14 protein-coding genes are annotated in these 16,561 nt (G+C 68.7%); 7 read left to right on the top strand and 7 right to left on the bottom strand.

The window, feature by feature from the left end:
- The 5 genes from D6T63_RS08185 to D6T63_RS08205 are packed head-to-tail and all read right to left on the bottom strand — an operon-like array spanning nt 1 to nt 5,746.
- Nucleotides 1–1,137 carry a glycosyltransferase gene (locus D6T63_RS08185; protein WP_120148533.1) on the bottom strand — a complete coding sequence of 379 codons (1,137 nt, stop codon included), beginning with the start codon at nt 1,135–1,137 and terminating at the stop codon, nt 1–3.
- Nucleotides 1,127–2,461, bottom strand: coding sequence for a family 1 glycosylhydrolase (locus tag D6T63_RS08190; protein WP_120148534.1), 1,335 nt, complete (start codon nt 2,459–2,461; stop codon nt 1,127–1,129). Before D6T63_RS08190 ends, D6T63_RS08185 begins: the two co-directional genes overlap by 11 nt.
- Nucleotides 2,458–2,745: a DUF6752 domain-containing protein gene (locus D6T63_RS08195; RefSeq protein ID WP_120148535.1), complete on the bottom strand. Its 288-nt coding sequence runs from the start codon at nt 2,743–2,745 to the stop codon at nt 2,458–2,460. The genes D6T63_RS08190 and D6T63_RS08195 overlap by 4 nt, the downstream gene beginning before the upstream one ends.
- Nucleotides 2,742–4,286, bottom strand: coding sequence for a class I SAM-dependent methyltransferase (locus D6T63_RS08200; protein ID WP_120148536.1), 1,545 nt, complete (start codon nt 4,284–4,286; stop codon nt 2,742–2,744). Before D6T63_RS08200 ends, D6T63_RS08195 begins: the two co-directional genes overlap by 4 nt.
- On the bottom strand, nt 4,283–5,746 hold the full coding sequence (locus tag D6T63_RS08205) for a bifunctional cytidylyltransferase/SDR family oxidoreductase (RefSeq protein ID WP_120148537.1): 1,464 nt from the start codon (nt 5,744–5,746) through the stop codon (nt 4,283–4,285). The genes D6T63_RS08200 and D6T63_RS08205 overlap by 4 nt, the downstream gene beginning before the upstream one ends.
- 189 nt (nt 5,747–5,935) lie before the next feature.
- Between D6T63_RS08205 and D6T63_RS08210 the strand changes: the two genes are divergently transcribed.
- Nucleotides 5,936–6,391 (top strand): 23S rRNA (pseudouridine(1915)-N(3))-methyltransferase RlmH, encoded by a 456-nt coding sequence (locus D6T63_RS08210; protein WP_182976931.1) that lies wholly within the window; start codon nt 5,936–5,938, stop codon nt 6,389–6,391.
- 49 nt (nt 6,392–6,440) lie between these two features.
- On the opposite strand, the gene D6T63_RS19760 is transcribed toward D6T63_RS08210, so the two are convergent.
- Nucleotides 6,441–6,821, bottom strand: a complete 381-nt coding sequence (locus D6T63_RS19760) for a hypothetical protein (protein WP_235830674.1) — start codon at nt 6,819–6,821, stop codon at nt 6,441–6,443.
- A gap of 34 nt (nt 6,822–6,855) precedes the next feature.
- On the opposite strand from D6T63_RS19760, the gene D6T63_RS19765 reads away from it, so the two are divergent.
- Nucleotides 6,856–7,230 carry a DUF4232 domain-containing protein gene (locus D6T63_RS19765; RefSeq protein WP_235830661.1) on the top strand — a complete coding sequence of 125 codons (375 nt, stop codon included), beginning with the start codon at nt 6,856–6,858 and terminating at the stop codon, nt 7,228–7,230.
- Here the strand turns inward: D6T63_RS19765 and D6T63_RS08220 are convergent.
- On the bottom strand, nt 7,227–7,772 hold the full coding sequence (locus tag D6T63_RS08220; RefSeq protein ID WP_120148540.1) for a hypothetical protein: 546 nt from the start codon (nt 7,770–7,772) through the stop codon (nt 7,227–7,229). The genes D6T63_RS19765 and D6T63_RS08220 overlap by 4 nt on opposite strands.
- 134 nt (nt 7,773–7,906) lie before the next feature.
- Between D6T63_RS08220 and D6T63_RS08225 the strand changes: the two genes are divergently transcribed.
- From D6T63_RS08225 to D6T63_RS19200, 5 genes are all read left to right on the top strand, one after another.
- Nucleotides 7,907–12,823: a DNA glycosylase AlkZ-like family protein gene (locus D6T63_RS08225; RefSeq protein WP_120148541.1), complete on the top strand. Its 4,917-nt coding sequence runs from the start codon at nt 7,907–7,909 to the stop codon at nt 12,821–12,823.
- Nucleotides 12,816–13,634, top strand: a complete 819-nt coding sequence (locus tag D6T63_RS08230; RefSeq protein ID WP_120148542.1) for a DNA-formamidopyrimidine glycosylase family protein — start codon at nt 12,816–12,818, stop codon at nt 13,632–13,634. The genes D6T63_RS08225 and D6T63_RS08230 overlap by 8 nt, the downstream gene beginning before the upstream one ends.
- Nucleotides 13,635–13,673: 39 nt before the next feature.
- Complete coding sequence (locus tag D6T63_RS08235; protein ID WP_120148918.1) at nt 13,674–14,582, top strand: pseudouridine synthase; 909 nt, start codon at nt 13,674–13,676, stop codon at nt 14,580–14,582.
- A gap of 61 nt (nt 14,583–14,643) precedes the next feature.
- Nucleotides 14,644–15,279 carry a DedA family protein gene (locus D6T63_RS08240; protein WP_120148543.1) on the top strand — a complete coding sequence of 212 codons (636 nt, stop codon included), beginning with the start codon at nt 14,644–14,646 and terminating at the stop codon, nt 15,277–15,279.
- Nucleotides 15,242–16,552 (top strand): tryptophan-rich sensory protein, encoded by a 1,311-nt coding sequence (locus D6T63_RS19200; RefSeq protein ID WP_182976932.1) that lies wholly within the window; start codon nt 15,242–15,244, stop codon nt 16,550–16,552. The genes D6T63_RS08240 and D6T63_RS19200 overlap by 38 nt, the downstream gene beginning before the upstream one ends.
- The last annotated feature ends 9 nt before the right edge of the window (nt 16,553–16,561 follow it).

Genomic DNA, 16,561 nt, shown 5'->3' on the forward strand with positions numbered 1-16,561 from the left:
CTAGGCGGAGGCCTCGGCCGTGGCGCGCTCCGGCGTCGACCGCTCCTGGTCGAACACGAGCTTGTCCATCAGCTCAGCGATCCTGCTCCAGTCATGCCGCTTCAGCAGCCGGCGCAGCTCCGGTGACGGAGCCTTCCCGGCCCGCCCTCGAAGCTTCTCGCAGGCAGCAGCGAACCCCTCGGCGTCGTCCTGCAACTCGACGACGCCCGGGAAGTCCGCGACGACGTCGGGCACACGCGTGGACACGACAGGCAACGCCGAGGCGAGGTACTCGAGGGTCTTCGTGGGACTGATCGACTTCGTGGCCTCGTTGAGGGCGAACGGCATGAGCGCGACGTCGAACTGCGCCATGTGTCCCGGGAGGTCCTCGTAGGCCTGCTGTCCGAGGTAGGTGATGTTGGGCGCCTGCGGTAGGTCCGACTCCTCGATCTTGCAGATGGGACCGACCATGCGGATCTCCCACTCGGGAAGCAGCTCGGCGAGTGAGGCCACGAGTTCGAGGTCGATCCGTTCGTCCAGTACGCCGACATAGCCGGCCACGGGCCTGCTGCGGTCAGGATCAGCGTGCCGTGCAGCAGCCGCATAGTGACCCACCGACACTCCGCTCGGCACCAGATGCGCATCCTCCCGGCCCTGCTTCACCACGGATCGGTGCAGCGAGCGCCCCCCGGCGAAGACGACGTCGGCGCGGCGCAGTGCCTGGCGCTGGCGGACCAGCAGCTCGGGGGCCGCGTTCTTGAAGGCCGCGAGATCATCCATGACGTCGTAGACGAGGGTGGTCGGCTCGAGGGCGAGGGCCGCCTCCAGCACCAGCGGCGTGTAGATCCACACGACGCGGTCACCCGAGGGCGGGCCGATGAGTCCGGGCAACTGCTCGACGTAGTCGGGCATGACCTCGTCGAAGAAGCCCACGTGCCTGCCCTGTTCAGGAATCTCCAGGTACACGCGGGTCAGGCCTTCGGCCTCGGCGGTGCCGAGGCGGTTCTGCGTCACCTCGACGTCCGGCGGAGTGAGGGGCTCCTCGACGAACCAGGTCGTCCGGCCCGGTGCCTTGTTCAGGCGCGATACGAGCTGTTGAGGGCGCTGCCAGACCCAATCCCACCGCAGGTGCGACAAAACTATGAGTTCACTTTGCATCGACGATCCTCAATTCCATTCGAGTAGTTGTACGGGGAAGACGTGAGCCGAGATCGGTACTGGGCGGCTGTTGCCAGTCCCAGTGGGCCATCTGCGGTCGGTAGCCCTGTAGCCAGGTGGCGACGGGCTCGGCCAGGACGTAGGCAGGGAGGTCGGCGGAGCGCGCTCCCCCTGCGGCGAGCGCGTACGACGTCGACATCACCGAAGCGCGCCGCTCGAGGTCCTCGTCGAGCCAGTACACGCCGACCGGGTCCACGTGGCCCTCGCAGCGGAAGAGCAGGGAGTTCCAGTCCGTGGAGTCGACGACGGGGAACCAGCACACCCCGTCCATGAGGACGCCGCGGCGCTGGGCCTCCTCGCACTGCTCGAGCACGTACTTGAGCCAGGTGGCGCGGTCCGAGGTATGCCCGCGGACATTCGTCTCGGTGAGCATGCAGGGTAGGCCGTAGCGCTCCCAGTACTGCTGGACCTGGTCGGCCAGGGGCAGCGGCGTGGGGGTAGGAGCTGTTCCGCCCGCCTCGGAGAAATTCCACTGGCAGTGTGCGTAGTAGTCGAGCCCGAGCACATCGATGCTCCCCGTGGGAAGGGAGAGCAGTCTCTCGCCGCCCACAGGCGCGAGATCGCGGCCCAGCTGGCTCTCGACGTCATATCCTCTGCCCAAGAAGGCGTCGATGACCAGGAAGCGGCGGTCATTGGCCATGTCCGCGTACCTCTGCCCGGAGGCGTCGGACCCCGTGTGGAACTCGCAGGTGTCCACCCACACGTGCCGGGCGTCCGGCAGCAGTTCGCGGTACAGGCGGCTCGCCTCGGCGACGGCCGGCATCACGTTGACGACCAGGTCCACAAACCCCTGCAGCCCCGAGTGGTAGGGCGGCCAGATGGCCTCGTGCCCACACAGGAACAGGGTGGAGAACGGCTCGTTGAAGAGCGTGTACTCCCCCACCCACGGGTAGCGGCGGGCGAAGGCCTCCGCGTAGCGCAGGTAGGCGGGGCCGAAACGGGCGTCGGCGAAACCGTCGGTCAACCAGGCAGGGTAGCTCGTGTGGTGCACGAGGTCGACGATGGGCCGGAACCCGTGCTGCTGCAGATAACCCATGACCTCGTCCGTGGAGGACCAGTCGTAGCTGCCCTCGACCTCTTCGATCCGGTGCCACCGAACGGGGTAGCGCAGCCGTGTGATGCCCGACTTCGACAGCAGGGCGAGATCCTCGCGCCACCGCACATCGTGCTCCGTGGTCTCGAAGATGTCGCGGTTGTGCGCCGGCATGAAGGTGCTCTCGAAACCGCCGATGATCTCGACCGGCCTTTCCTCCTGCGCGCTCATGTCGTTCCCTCCCTTCCGATGGGTTCGTCGCGCGACCGATCGGTGCGGGATTCGCGCGGCTGTTCGGTGCGGCGTGGGCGCGAGGCGCCCAGTTCCTCGTAGACGACGTCGAGCAGTTCGGCCGCCCGGAGGTTGAGCCGGCGTGATTCGTCGAGGTCCGCGTCGAGGCGCACCACCTCGCTCCGCAACTGTTCGACTTCGGCGCGAAGCACCTGTAGCTGTTCTGCGACGTCGTCGGGCCCGTCGAACCGCAAGCCCACCTCCCGTGCTGTTGTCTCCGTCATGCCGTCTCCCTTCTCACGAGCACGCGCCGGCTGATCGCCGGGCCTGCTCCGTCATCGTCCTGCAGCTCGTCGTGCTGTTCCTCGGCGCTCAGCGAGTACCGCCGAAGCTGCTCCTGGAACCTCGTCCAGTCGACGGGCTGGTACTCGGTCCAGCTCGCCGACCCCTCCGCGCCCGCAACCCCCACCTCGAGGAACGCCCGGCTTCCGGGGGTGGCCAGCAGGTGCTTGATGAGCAGCAGCGTGGTGTCCCATCCGAGGGGGCTGAGGGCGTTGAAGAGGTGGTTGGCGTGGACGTGGACCGTCCCGTCGAGCTCCGCGCAGCGCCGCCGGAGGTGCAGCGCGTGGCGCGCCATCGTCAGATTCACCCGCTCGAACAGGACGGCGTCGTCGTCACGCGCCAGGTGTTCCTGTGCCCAGGCGAGCGCGGGCCGGCTGTAGTCGACGGCGAGGACGCGGTGGCCACGCTCCGCCAGGTAGCGGGCATCCGCCCCGAGTCCACAGCCGAGGTCCAGGACCGTCGACGACGGCGGCAGCTGGGCTGCCGTCGCGACGGCCAGGCCCGATGGCACAAGGGCCGGTCCGCCCTCGATCTCCGAGCGATGGTGGTCCTCCCAGTTTTCACGGTCGACATCGAAGTGGTTGAGCCACCAGTAGTACCGGCGGAATGCCGCCGGCGGCGTGACGAACGTGAAGGTGGGATCGGGCACCTCCCACGACGGTCCGTAGATCGCGGCAAGGAGTTGCGCCGGTTCGGCCGGACCGGGCAGCATGCGCCCGTTCACGGACAGCGGCTTCAGCGGATGGACGGTGACGGTGTCCGCGCGTTCCCGCGCATGGAAGGTCCCGTAGAACCAGCCGTCGCACTCGAAATAGGTGAAGATGTCGAGGTAGAAGTGGTCCGTGACGGTGCCGCCGGGGAACATGAGCTGCAGGTGGCCGCTGGAGTGCCGTACCACCTCGTAGCCCTGGTCGACGAGGGCCCGCTCGATGCGGAAGCTCTCCAGCACGACGTCGGACGGGTTGGTGTGCGCGCTGAGGTAGGCGAGGTCCGCGTCGTCGTCGTGGGCCATGATGCGTCCGTTGCGGACGGGACCGAGCAGCGTGCCGCCCGTGACGAAGAGTTCGACGCCGACCGTCCGGCGGAGGGCATCGATGAGGTGCTCCGCCTCATCGAGCACATGCTCGATGAGTGCGGCGTCGCGGCCCTCGAAGGACCTGGCGATCCTCCCCCACTTATTGACGACCTGCGGAATGCCGGTGCCGGGTTCGCAGAGGTCGAAGTCGGAGCCGTCGTCGAACGCGACGGTCCCCGCCGCGATCTCACGGCCTGCGTGCTCGACGGCGAGGCGGGCCCGGCCGGTGAACCGCTCGGACAGGGCGGCCGGCCACTCGATGACCAGCGCGCCGTCGTCGGGCCGTGGCGCGCGGACGGACCAGATCCGGCGCCCGTCCAGCAGGACGGACAGAGCATCACCGGAGGGGACGCGGGCGCCGGTGATCACCAGCCGATCGGCGTCGGCTGTCAGGGCGGGCGCGCTCACCGGACACTTTCAAGCTGTGTCAGCAGCGGATCCACCTGCGGAAGGCGGACATCGAACACCTGTCCCGTGATGTCGGACGCGAGGACCTGGGCACTCACGCGGGCCACGTCGGCCGCCTGCACAAGGGTCTGCTCGTCCTCGCGGCCGAAAGCCTTCTCGCGCATGGGTGTCGCGGTTCGGCTAGGGCTGATGCAGTTGACGCGGATCGAGTCACACCCCCACTCGTCCGCGAGCGCCTGCGTCAGGTTCACGAGCGCGGCCTTCGTTGCGGAGTAGACGGTGTACTTGGCGCGGCCGCGCGTGTAGGAGCTCGACGAGAAGAGGAGCAGGGACCCGTGCGAGGCCGAAAGGTAGGAGTGCGCCTCCTGCGCGACGACGAACGCGGCCATGAGATTGACGCCGACGTCGTGCTGGAGCTGCTCGTCGGAGAGGCCCACGAGATTGCCGATCGTCAGGACCCCTGCGGTGAGCACCACGTGGTCGATCCGTCCGTATTGCGCGGCGGCATCGGCGAGCGCGCGGGAAACGGACGCGCGATCCTCGACGAACGTGCCGCTGCCCGTGCGGCTGTGGCACACCACGTGCGCACCCTCGTCCTCGAGCTGCCGACCGAGCTCCTCGCCGATGCCCGAGCTGCCACCGAACACGACGACGACGGCGTCGCGGAGGGAGGAGGCGGGATGCGGCACGGGGTCCACGTGCTGGTGCTTGAGCTGGAACAGCTTGTCCGCGAGGTGGATGTCGATGGGGTGGGTGATCTTGATATTGGCCTCGTGCCCCGGGACCACGATGATCGGGACGTCGGGGCAGTACTTGAGGACCACCGAGCAGTCGTCCGTCGCGGCGAAGGTGGGGTCGCTGTGCGCCAGGCCGTACGCCTCCATGAGCGTGTCCCATCGGAAGGCCTGCGGGGTCTGGCCGCGGCGGAGCGACGCACGCGGCGGCACAGCCCTGATGATGTCGTGCTCATCGACCTCGATGATGGTGTCCGCGGAGGGAATGCCGGTGTCGACGGCGTCATAGGTGTCCAGCGCGTCGACGCAGGCCCTGATGATGGACGGGTCGACGAGCGGGCGGACGGCGTCATGGAAGATCACCTTGGAGCCGGGCGTCGCGATCTCTCGCAGCGCCAGGTAGGAGGTCTCGTTCCGGTCACGTCCGCCCGGCAGCAGACCGGTCAGTTTCGGGAACTTCTCCCGGCTGACCAGCTTCTCCGCACGGTCCATCGAGCCGGGATCCATCATGACGATGATCTCGTCGATGAAGGGGCACTGCTGGAAGATGTCGACCGTGTGCTCGAGGCTCGTCCGGCCCGCGACCGGCACCAATTGTTTGGGGATCTCGAGCCCCATGCGGGTGCCGACGCCGCCTGCAAGGACCACGCCGACCGTTCGTCGTCGGGAGCGCGCCTCGGTGCCCGCTGTGTTCGTCGCGTCGATTCCGCCGGTGATGGTCGACATTGCCGCCCCCTTCGTCCGTTCGTGGTCCTACAGGAATTTAGTAAGCGTACTTACGGCGGGTACCCGTGGGCAGGAAAAATTCTCGCCGGGAATCTGTTGTGCAAGCGCTTGTTCTTTGCCTAGCGTCCGTTGCGCGTTCACCTTGGAGGGGGTTGAGTGGCCGCCGTGGGACCGCTATAGCCTGAGGACATGGCAATACGGGTGCTCGCAGTGGGCCGCAAGCACGAGAGCTGGGTGGCGGAGGGCATAGACCGCTATGCGAAGCGGCTGAAGAAGCCGTTCGACCTCTCCTGGCAGCTGATTGCCCATTCCGCCCGTGAGAACGGTGCCGCCCGGAAGGAGGAGTCCGAGCGGCTGCTGGCCAGGCTCGGCACCGACTTCGTGGTGCTGCTCGATGAGCGTGGCAAGGCCATCGATTCGCCCACCCTGTCCCGGACCCTGCTCGGTCCGCTCGAGGCTTCGCGCAGCGTGACGGTGATCATCGGTGGCGCCTACGGGGTGGACCAGCAGGTGCATCAGCGCGCCGACTTCATCTGGTCGCTCTCACCGCTCGTGTTTCCGCACCAGCTCGTGCGGTTGATCCTCGTCGAGCAGGTGTATCGCGCACAGGAGATCGCGGGTGGACGTGCCTACCATCATGAATAGTCCGGCGCCGTCAGCCCTCAGGTAACAATCGCGGCACGCCCTGCCGCATCTACCCGACATGGAGGGGACTGTCGGTGTGGCGGACGTAGGGTGTGGGCATGACTACTTTGCTGGGGAGCAAGCGCTGGATCACGGCCGTTACGGCTGTCGGAGCACTGGCGGCGTTGAGCGGCTGCATGGCATCCGGGCCCGACGACGGCGGGGCGGCAGCGCCGTCAGCCACCACGGGGAGCGAGGCTCCGTCGGCGTCTGCCTCCGCAGTCCCGACGGCGGCGGCACCGCCGTCGGCCTCACCCGGTCCTACCGCTAGTACGACGCCGTCACCTTCGCCGTCACCATCACCGTCGTCGGCTCCGCCCATACCGTCGCCGACCCCGTCGGCAGGTCCGACTCCCTCGGAGACGACGCCTGCAGCGGGTGGGAGCTGCACGGCGGCGCAGCTGACCGGGTCGGTCCAGGACCAACTGGGTGGAGGTGCTGCCGGCAGCGTCTACCGGAGCCTCGTCCTGACGAATGCCTCGGACCAGGAGTGCTCGGTCGAGGGATATCCGGGCGTGTCCTTCACCGACGCGGCCGGCGCCCAGATCGGCGCCCCCGCGGAGCGTGATGGTTCAGCACCGGCGCGCGTGGCCCTCGCTCCGGGAGCGTCCGTCAGCACGACCCTGCAGCAGACCAACGCGGGCAACTACGGGGGCGACTGCGGGCTCACCCAGTCCGCCGGTCTCCGCGTCTACCCGCCCGGCGCAACCGATTCGCTCGTGCTGCCGCAGGCGATCTCCGCCTGCTCGGACACCGCGATCGTGCTCATGCGGGTCGGGACGCTGCAGCCGGCGTCCTAGGAACCGCTACCGGGGACGCCCTCGTGCAGCCCCGACAGGCGTAGCCGCCATGCCGCGAAGATGATGAGGGCGGCGGTAGCCAGCGCAAGGGCCAGGGTCACCCAGGGCAGGTCGACCGTGATCGAGGCGACGCCGAGGAGCGCTGCGACGACCCCGGCGGTGACCAGAACGCGTCCCCGCTCGAGGAACCCGTACACAGCGAGCCCCAGTCCCAGGACCACCCAGGCGCCGAGGCCACGGAACGCCTCGACGGCCCCGCCGAGCAGGGCTCCCAGTTCGACGACGACGGCGAGCACCAGGTAGGCGCCCGTGGTGGCGCTGAATGCAGGCGGATGACGGATGAGCCACGGCGCCGTCAGGAGGATGAGGACGAGGGTGCTGACCACGAAGTAGACGGCAATGCGGCCCGTGTCGCCGTCGAAGACCACCGCCGCCAGTGCCCCGCCGATGAAGAGTGCCCCGATCCCGACGACGGGCAGCCAGTTGTTCGACACCCGACCCCGCGATGCCGGGCGCTCCGCAGTCCCTGCTCCGGCTGCCATGGACCACTCCTCCGCCGACCGCTCGGCGCGGCCCTTGTACGCAACCTACTGCCTGGCACCCCCGCTTCGGCGGCCGGCGCACGGTGCGGCGGCCACCACCTCGAACTGTCGGTGCGCTGGGGCATGATGAGGGAGTGACGACGCAGGTGCTGACGAGGTTTACCCCCGCAACCCATGAGTGGTTCGCCGGGGCATTCTCCGAGCCGACCCCTGCCCAGTCGGGCGCCTGGTCGGCCATCTCCGCGGGATCGAATGCACTCGTCGTCGCACCTACCGGGTCAGGCAAGACACTCGCCGCGTTCCTCTGGGCCATCGACCGCCTCATCGCCTCCGGCGAGGGCAGCGGTGATTCCGAGGCCACTGGGATCGAGGCCGTCAAGGGGTCCAGGAATCCTGCGGCGAAGAAGCCGAAGCGCATGACGCGGGTCCTCTACATCTCGCCGCTGAAAGCCCTCGGCGTCGACGTCGAGCGGAACCTGCGCGCACCCCTCATCGGCATCACCCAGACCGCCAAGCGTCTCGGCCTGCCCGCGCCCAGCATTACCGTGGGCGTCCGTTCCGGTGACACTCCGCAGGCGGAGCGGCGCGCCATGCTCACGCGGCCGCCGGATATCCTCATCACCACCCCCGAGTCGCTGTTCCTCATGCTCACATCGAAGGCGCGCGAAACCCTCATGGAGGTGGATACCGTCATCATCGACGAGGTCCACGCCGTCGCCGGCACCAAGCGCGGCGCCCACCTCGCCGTCTCGCTGGCCCGCCTCGACGCGCTGCTGGAGAAGCCGGTGCAGCGCATCGGCCTGTCCGCGACCGTGGAGCCGAAGGAGACCGTGGCCCGGTTCCTCTCCGGCAACGCACCCGTGGAGATCGTGGCACCACCTTCGAAGAAGCAGTGGGACCTCACCGTGACCGTGCCGGTCGAAGACATGACGGAACTGGGCGGAGCCGCTTCCAACACCGATGACGACGGCGACGCCGTCCCGCAGGCGAGCATCTGGCCGCACGTCGAGGAGAAGATCGTCGACCTCATCGGCCAGAACCGATCCACGATCGTGTTTGCGAACTCGCGCCGCCTCGCGGAGCGGCTGACCGCGCGGCTCAACGAGATCCACGCCGAGCGGCTTGAAAGGGACGCGGTATGGGCTGCGGGCGGTAATCCCGGAGCCATCGAGCCCGCCTCCCCCACGCCGTCGTACGCGCACACCACCGCGACTCCCGCGCAGATGATGGCCCAGGCGGGCCAGAGCAGTGGAGGCGAGCCCCTGCTCGCCCGCGCCCACCACGGATCGGTGTCCAAGGACCAACGCGCCCTCATCGAGGACGACCTCAAGTCCGGGCGCCTGCGCTGCGTCGTCGCGACCAGCTCCCTGGAACTCGGCATCGACATGGGAGCCGTGGATCTCGTGGTGCAGGTCGAATCGCCACACTCGGTGGCAAGCGGACTGCAGCGCGTGGGCCGCGCCGGACACCAAGTGGGCGAGGTCTCGCAGGGCGTCCTGTTCCCCAAGCACCGGGGGGACCTCGTCAACACGACGGTCACGGTGGAGCGGATGCTGGCGGGGCAGATCGAACCCCTCTACATCCCGACCAATCCGCTCGACATCCTGGCGCAGCAGACCGTCGCGGCCGCAGCGCTCGGCACCATCGACGTAGAGGAGTGGTTCGACGTCGTCCGCACCTCCGCACCCTTCGCCACCCTCCCCCGTTCCGCCTTCGATGCAACACTCGATCTCCTTGCGGGCCGCTACCCGTCGGACGAGTTCGCCGAACTGCGCCCACGCATCATCTGGGACCGCGTCGAGGGCACCATCACGGGAAGGCCCGGGGCGCAGCGCCTCGCGGTCACCTCGGGCGGCACCATCCCCGACCGCGGGCTCTTCGGGGTGTTCCTCGTGGGCTCGGAGGGTGAGGGTCCGCGTGCCGGCGGCCGGCGCGTCGGAGAACTCGACGAGGAGATGGTCTACGAGTCACGGGTAGGTGACGTCTTCGCCCTCGGTGCCACGAGCTGGCGCATCGAGGAGATCACCCATGACCGCGTACTGGTCTCCCCCGCCTTCGGCCAGCCCGGCAAGCTGCCCTTCTGGAAGGGCGATTCCCTCGGCAGGCCCGTGGAACTGGGCCGTGCCATCGGCGCTTTCAACCGGGAGATCTCCGGCACCACGCCGGAGAAGGCACAGGAGCGGTGCGAGAAGATCGGGCTCGACGCCTGGGCCTCCGGCAACCTCATCACCTACCTGACCGAACAGCGTGAGGCCACCGAGGTGGTCCCGAATGACCGCACGCTGGTCGTGGAACGGTTCCACGACGAACTCGGCGACTGGCGCGTGGTGCTGCACAGTCCCTTCGGCATGCCCGTGCACGCGCCCTGGGCCCTCGCCGTCGGGGCGAGGCTGGAACAGCGCTACGGCATGGACGGCTCCGCGATGGCTTCCGACGACGGCATCGTGCTGCGGGTGCCGCTCATGGACGACGAACCGCCCGGCGCGGACCTCTTCCTGTTCGATGCCGAGGAACTCGACGGCATCGTCACCGCCGAGGTGGGCGGGTCGGCGCTCTTCGCCTCCCGCTTCCGCGAATGCGCCGCGCGGGCGCTCCTCCTCCCGCGCCAGAACCCGAACAAGCGCACCCCTCTGTGGCAGCAACGGCAGCGATCCGCGCAACTGCTCGATGTCGCCAAGAAGTACCCGACCTTCCCAATCGTCCTCGAAACCGTGCGCGAGTGCCTCCAGGACGTCTACGACCTCCCGGCGCTGAAGGACCTCGCAGCCTCGCTCGAGCGCCGGGAACTCCGCATCGTCGAGGTCACGACGCAGCAGCCCTCGCCTTTTGCGCGGTCCATGCTGTTCGGATACGTGGCATCCTTCCTCTACGAGGGCGATTCCCCGCTGGCCGAGCGCCGTGCAGCAGCACTCTCGCTGGACCCCACGCTGCTCAACGAGCTGCTCGGGCGGGCGGAACTGCGGGAACTGCTCGACGCGCGGGTCATCGCCGAGACCGAGCTGGAGTTGCAGCGGCTGAGGCCGGACCGGCTCGCGCGCGGCCTCGAAGGGGTCGCGGACCTCCTTCGCCTGCTCGGACCGCTCACCGTCGACGAGATAGCCCAGCGTCTGGAGGCACCAGCGGACGCACAGGTGGGGGAACCGGTGGGGCATCCCCCAGATTCCCTCGACGATGATCCACCGGCACCGGAACGGGTTCGCGCCTCCGCGGACCTCGTCCGGCAGCATGTCGCAGCCCTGACGAAGGCTACCCGGGCGCTGACGGTGAACATCGCGGGTACCGAGCGGATCTCCGCCGTCGAGGATGCCGCACGCCTGCGCGATGCCATCGGCGTCCCGTTGCCGATGGGCATCCCGCTGGCCTTCATCGAGCCCGTCGCCGATCCGCTCGGCGACCTCGTGGGCCGCTACGCGCGCACGCACGGTCCGTTCACCGCAGCCGAGGCGGCGTCCCACCTGGGACTCGGCGTGGCCGTCGTCGCCGGCTCACTGCAACGCCTCGCCGGCGCCGGTCGGGTGGTGGAGGGCGAGTTCCGTCCTACGGAATCGGTGCCCGTCCTCGACATCTCGGCCGATTCCGGAGCCGCGCCCGGCACCATCACGCTCCATGCCCCTGCCTCCAGCGAGTGGTGCGACGTCGAGGTGCTGCGCCGCCTGCGCCGTCGTTCCCTGGCAGCGCTGCGGCAGGAAGTGGAGCCGGTCGACCCGACCGCTTACGGTCGGTTCCTACCCGTGTGGCAGCACATCGGCTCCGGCCTGCGCGGCCTCGACGGGGTGATCACGGTCATCGACCAGCTCTCGGGTGTTCCGATTCCTGCCTCGGCCTGGGAACCACTCGTCCTTGCGCAGCGCGTTGCCAACTACGCGCCGGCCATGCTCGACGAGCTGACGGCCACCGGCGAGGTGCTCTGGTCCGGGGCCGGGTCGCTCGCCGGCAATGACGGCTGGATAGCGCTGCACCTGGCCGAGAACGCACCCCTGACGCTGCGACCGGACGCCGCGTTCGAGCCGTCGTCGCTCCACACCGCGCTGCTCGACCTGCTGTCCGGCGGCGGAGGCTACTTCCTGCGTCAGCTCACCAACCTGCTCGATGTCCAGGAATCGACGTCGGACACCGCCGTCGTGACCGCCCTCTGGGATCTGGTGTGGGCGGGCAGGATCAGCAATGACACCTTCACCCCGGTGCGCTCCCTGCTGGCCAACGGCAAGACCGCACACAAGCAGCGACCGGTACCTGCACGGGCGCGTACCTCGCGGGCCGGGCGGCTCGGCCGGGCTCCGGGCAAGTCGCTGACCGGGACGTCGATGCGCCTGAGCGCTGCGTCCGACGACATGGGCGGGTACCAGAGGCCCACCCCTCCCCTGGCCGCCGGTCGCTGGAACATGCTGCCGGGCGTGGAGGCCGAGACGACGCTCCACGCGCACGCCACCGCCGAGTTGCTGCTCGACCGCTACGGCGTCGTCACGCGCGGAGCCGTCGGCAACGAGGGCATCCCCGGCGGCTTCGGCATCATGTACAAGGTGCTGGCGAGGCTCGAGGAGATGGGCAGGTGCAGGCGCGGGTACTTCATCGAGCACCTCGGTGCCGCCCAGTTCGCGGTGCCCGCAACGGTAGACCGCCTGCGCTCCTTCAGCGCGGACAACCAGTTGCCCACGGCTCAGGACGTGCTCGGAGGTGAAGCGCCACCGCTGCACGCCGTCGCCCTTGCCGCCACGGATCCGGCCAACCCCTACGGCGCCGCCCTCAGCTGGCCCCAGGCCGAGGGCGGGCATCGTGCCGGACGGAAAGCAGGCGCGCTCGTGGTCCTCGTCGACGGTGCGCTCGCACTGTATGTCGAGCGCGGCGGCAAGACCCTGCTGGCGTTCACCGAAGACGCCGATGTCCTCCGCGCGGCGGCGCTGGCCCTGGTGATGATCATCCGTCGTGGTGCTGCAGACAAGATGGCGCTCGAGAAGGTGAACGGCGGTGAGATCCTTGATACCGACATCGGCCGAGCCCTCGCTGACGCCGGCTTCTATACGACGCCGAAGGGGCTGAGGATCCGTGCCTGAGGGAGACACCGTCTGGCGGGCCGCCCGTGAACTGCACCGCGCCCTGGCGGGGAAGGTGCTCACGCGCTGCGACATACGGGTGCCACGTTTCGCGACCGTCGACTTCACGGGGGACACCGTGCAGGAGACTGTCGCCCGCGGCAAACACCTGCTCATCCGCGGAGGGGGCGACGACGGCTGGGACATCCACTCGCACCTCAAGATGGAGGGCCTCTGGCACGTCTACGCGCATGGGGAGAAATGGCGCAGGCCCGCGTTCAAGGCCCGCTGCATCCTCGAGACGGACGACGCCGTCGTCGTCGGCTTCGAACTCGGTTTCCTCCGCGTCATATCTCGCGCCGAGGAGGAGGAAGCGGTCGGCTACCTCGGACCGGACCTGCTCGGACCCGATTGGGATCCCGACGAGGCGCTGCGCCGGCTGCTGGACCAGCCGGACCGGCCCATCGGCCTCGCCCTGCTCGACCAGCGGAACCTGGCCGGCATCGGCAACGTGTACCGGTGCGAGTTGTGCTTCCTTGCCGGTGTCCATCCGCTCACCCCGGTGGGCGACGTCCCGAACCTGCCGCGCATGGTCGAACTCTCCAAGAAGCTCCTCGAGGCGAACAAGGCACGCAGCACCCGGGCCACCACCGGTCAGCTGCGGGGGAACACTCTCTGGGTCTACGGACGGTCTCGGCGAGGCTGTTTGCGCTGCGGCACCCCGGTGGCGCTCGAACAGCTCGGGGACAAGGAGACCGAGCTGCGAGAGATCTACTACTGCCCGCACTGCCAGCCGCGATTGGAAGCCACCGCCGGAGCGGTACTACCCTGATCAGGTGGGCGGAAACGGGAGGATGAGGCGCTGATGGCCATGCAGTCGCCCCTGCCTGTGCGGAACGGGGTCAACGCGACGCGTCTGCGATTGCCCTCCGAAGGGCCGTGGAGCACCGCTCTCGACTACATCCTCGACCGGTTCGACCACGTCGACCCCGAGGGTATCGGCGCCCGCTTCGACCGAGGGGAGGTGGTCGCCCTCGGAGGAGATGTCCTGACGCGGTCAACGCCGCTGGGCGAGCACACCTTCATCTGGTACTACCGTGAGCTTCCGGTGGAGAAGCGCCTTCCGGTGGAACTCTCCGTCCTCCATCAGGACGAACGCCTGCTCGTCGTCGACAAACCACACTTCCTGCCCACCACGCCCGGCGGCATGTACGTCGCGGAATCGGCGCTGGTCAGGCTGCGGGTAGAGCTCGATCTTCCAGATCTCATTCCCATGCACCGCCTCGACCGGATGACGGCGGGCATCCTGATGTTCTCGGTCGACCCGGCGACCCGAGGCGCCTACCAGCTGCTCTTCGAGAATCGGCAGATCAGCAAGGAGTACCGAGCCGTGGCGCCGGTGCGATCCGAGCTGAACCTCGACGCCGGTCCGCTCGACGTCCGCAGCCGGATCGTGAAATCACGCACCTACCTGCTGGCCCAGGAGGTGGAGGGCCCCCAGAACACGCACACCACCGTCAACCTGCTCGAGCAGCGGGACGCGCGCGGGCTGTACCGGCTGCAGCCGCACACCGGCAAGACACACCAGCTCAGACTCCACATGGCGTCACTCGGGCTGGGAATCATCAATGACCCGTTCTATCCCGTCCTGCATCCGCAGGCACCGGACGACTACACGCGCCCGCTGCAGCTCCTGGCCCACAGCATCGCCTTCACGGACCCGGTCGACGGGACGGAACGGCGCTACGAATCGGGCCTTTCGCTCGCCGAATTCGCCTGACCCCCACCAACGTCATGTGAACCGTCCTCCGCCGCGGGTTGGAGGACGGTAGGTTTGCAGGGTGGACCTGCCCGGCTCGGACATTCCAGCACCGCTCTATCTCCTCCTCATGTTCGCCGTGATCTTCGTCGACGTGGTGATCCCTATCGTGCCCTCCGAACTCCTCGTCATCGGTTCCGGCACCATGTCAGCTCACGGGATGCTCCTCCTCCCTCTCGCCATCGTTACCGCGTTCGCCGGGAGTTGGGTGGGCGACGTCGCCCTCTTCCTGCTGTTCCGCCGCAGGCTGACGCACTTCCTCGACAGGTTCCGGTGGGGACGCTCGATCCACCGGGGTCTCCGCAACGTCATCGAGAAGGCGGGCACCTCACCCACCTACGCGGCCGTCGTCGCCGTACGCTTCCTTCCTGGCGGCCGCACGGCGAGCGTGGCCGTGGCCGGTATCGCGGAACTGCCGCTCCGCCCGTTCATGCTCGCGGCAGCAGCGGGCGGCCTCCTGTGGACCGCCTGGCTCGTGGGTCTCGGCTTCATCGCGGGGGCATCGACCGGCCTGCCCGCCGGCGTCAGCGCCCTGCTCGGAATGGCAGTCGGTACGCTGGTGGGAGCAATCACGGCGGCAGTCCTCGCCCTGAAGAAACTCCGGAAGGCCAGAAAAGCGCATGAGTACCCCGATGAACCCGGGACCCCGGCTTCCTGACAAGCCGGTCAGGCCGCCGACGATCGCGCTGGAATCCACTGCGGCCGATCGTCCCTCGGACACGGCCAGCGTCCTCGAACGGCTGAAGGCCGCGCAGCCCCGGGTTGCGACCGGGCTGGGTGACGACTCCTCCCGGGCGGCGCCGCCGGACACTCGCCCAACGCCAACGCCAGGGCCGGTAGCGACGTCGACTTCGGCATCAGTGCCGGCAACCGGCCCGGCATCAGTGCGGGCAACCGGCCCGGCCACCGGGCATGGGGACACGACCGATCCTGTCGTGGCGACCGGATCGCCGGACACGGACTCCAACGAGCGGTTCCGCCTCGCGGCCGAGAAAGCCAGGCTCGCTGCGGGGGCAACGGGCAAGGCCCTCAGCCGGGGCAGCAGCGCGACGGTGCAGCACATCGGTTCGTGGGACGCGGATGTCGTGCGGCAGACGGTTGTGACGATGTGCGCGATCGCGTGCATCCTGGGGTCGGCTGCGGGCGTCGGTGCTTTCGGCGGTCCCTCGATCGCGGACGCCGCGGGCGGCCTGTTCTCCCCGGACGCGACCCTGCTGGCGCCGGCGTCGTCCGCCTTCTCCATCTGGAGCGTGATCTACGTGGGGCTCGTCGCCTATACGGTCTTCCAGTGGTTGCCCTCTCAACGGCGGACGAAGCGCCAGCGCAACCTCGGCTGGACCGTAGCCGCCTCGATGCTCCTGAACCTGGCCTGGATCCTGAGCGCGCAGGCGGGTCAGCTGAGCCAGAGCCTGGTGGTCATCATGCTGCTCCTCTTCGCCCTGCTGGCGGCCGTTCGGACCATGAACGACTACCCCAACGAGACGAGGCTCGAAGGTGCTCTCGTCGATACGCCGATCGGCCTGTACCTCGGGTGGGTGCTCCTGGCTGCGGGGGCCAATGCTGCCGCGTTCTTCACGGCCAGAGGAACCAACCTGTTCGAGTGGCAGGGCACCAGCTGGGCGATAGCAGGGATCGTCGTGATCCTGATGACCGCCGCCGTCATATGCTCGACCGACCGCGGACGTCTCGCCGTCGCTGCGGCGACCTCGTGGGGACTGCTGTGGATCGCCGTCGAGCGCGTGCTGGGCCAGCCGTTCGCTTTCGGTGTGGCTTTCGCCGCGGTTCTTGCGATCTTCCTGCTGCTCATCACCGCGGGCTCCCGCCGCCACCGCGTCGACCATGAGTACCGGCGTTGGCTCCGGGCGCATGAGGACGCCCAGCGCGAGCCACTCGACCTGCTCGGCGACGACTACCAGGACAGCCGCTACTGAGGTCCTCCT

The organism is Arthrobacter cheniae, from assembly GCF_003602275.1.
Lineage (GTDB): Bacteria > Actinomycetota > Actinomycetes > Actinomycetales > Micrococcaceae > Arthrobacter_D > Arthrobacter_D cheniae.

Coding starts and splice junctions, on each gene's coding strand:
- D6T63_RS08185 (WP_120148533.1), bottom strand. CDS start 1,137: ATGCAAAGTGAACTCATAGTTTTGTCGCACCTGCGGTGGGATTGGGTC.
- D6T63_RS08190 (WP_120148534.1), bottom strand. CDS start 2,461: ATGAGCGCGCAGGAGGAAAGGCCGGTCGAGATCATCGGCGGTTTCGAG.
- D6T63_RS08195 (WP_120148535.1), bottom strand. CDS start 2,745: ATGACGGAGACAACAGCACGGGAGGTGGGCTTGCGGTTCGACGGGCCC.
- D6T63_RS08205 (WP_120148537.1), bottom strand. CDS start 5,746: ATGTCGACCATCACCGGCGGAATCGACGCGACGAACACAGCGGGCACC.
- D6T63_RS08210 (WP_182976931.1), top strand. CDS start 5,936: ATGGCAATACGGGTGCTCGCAGTGGGCCGCAAGCACGAGAGCTGGGTG.
- D6T63_RS08220 (WP_120148540.1), bottom strand. CDS start 7,772: ATGGCAGCCGGAGCAGGGACTGCGGAGCGCCCGGCATCGCGGGGTCGG.
- D6T63_RS08235 (WP_120148918.1), top strand. CDS start 13,674: ATGCAGTCGCCCCTGCCTGTGCGGAACGGGGTCAACGCGACGCGTCTG.
- D6T63_RS19200 (WP_182976932.1), top strand. CDS start 15,242: ATGAGTACCCCGATGAACCCGGGACCCCGGCTTCCTGACAAGCCGGTC.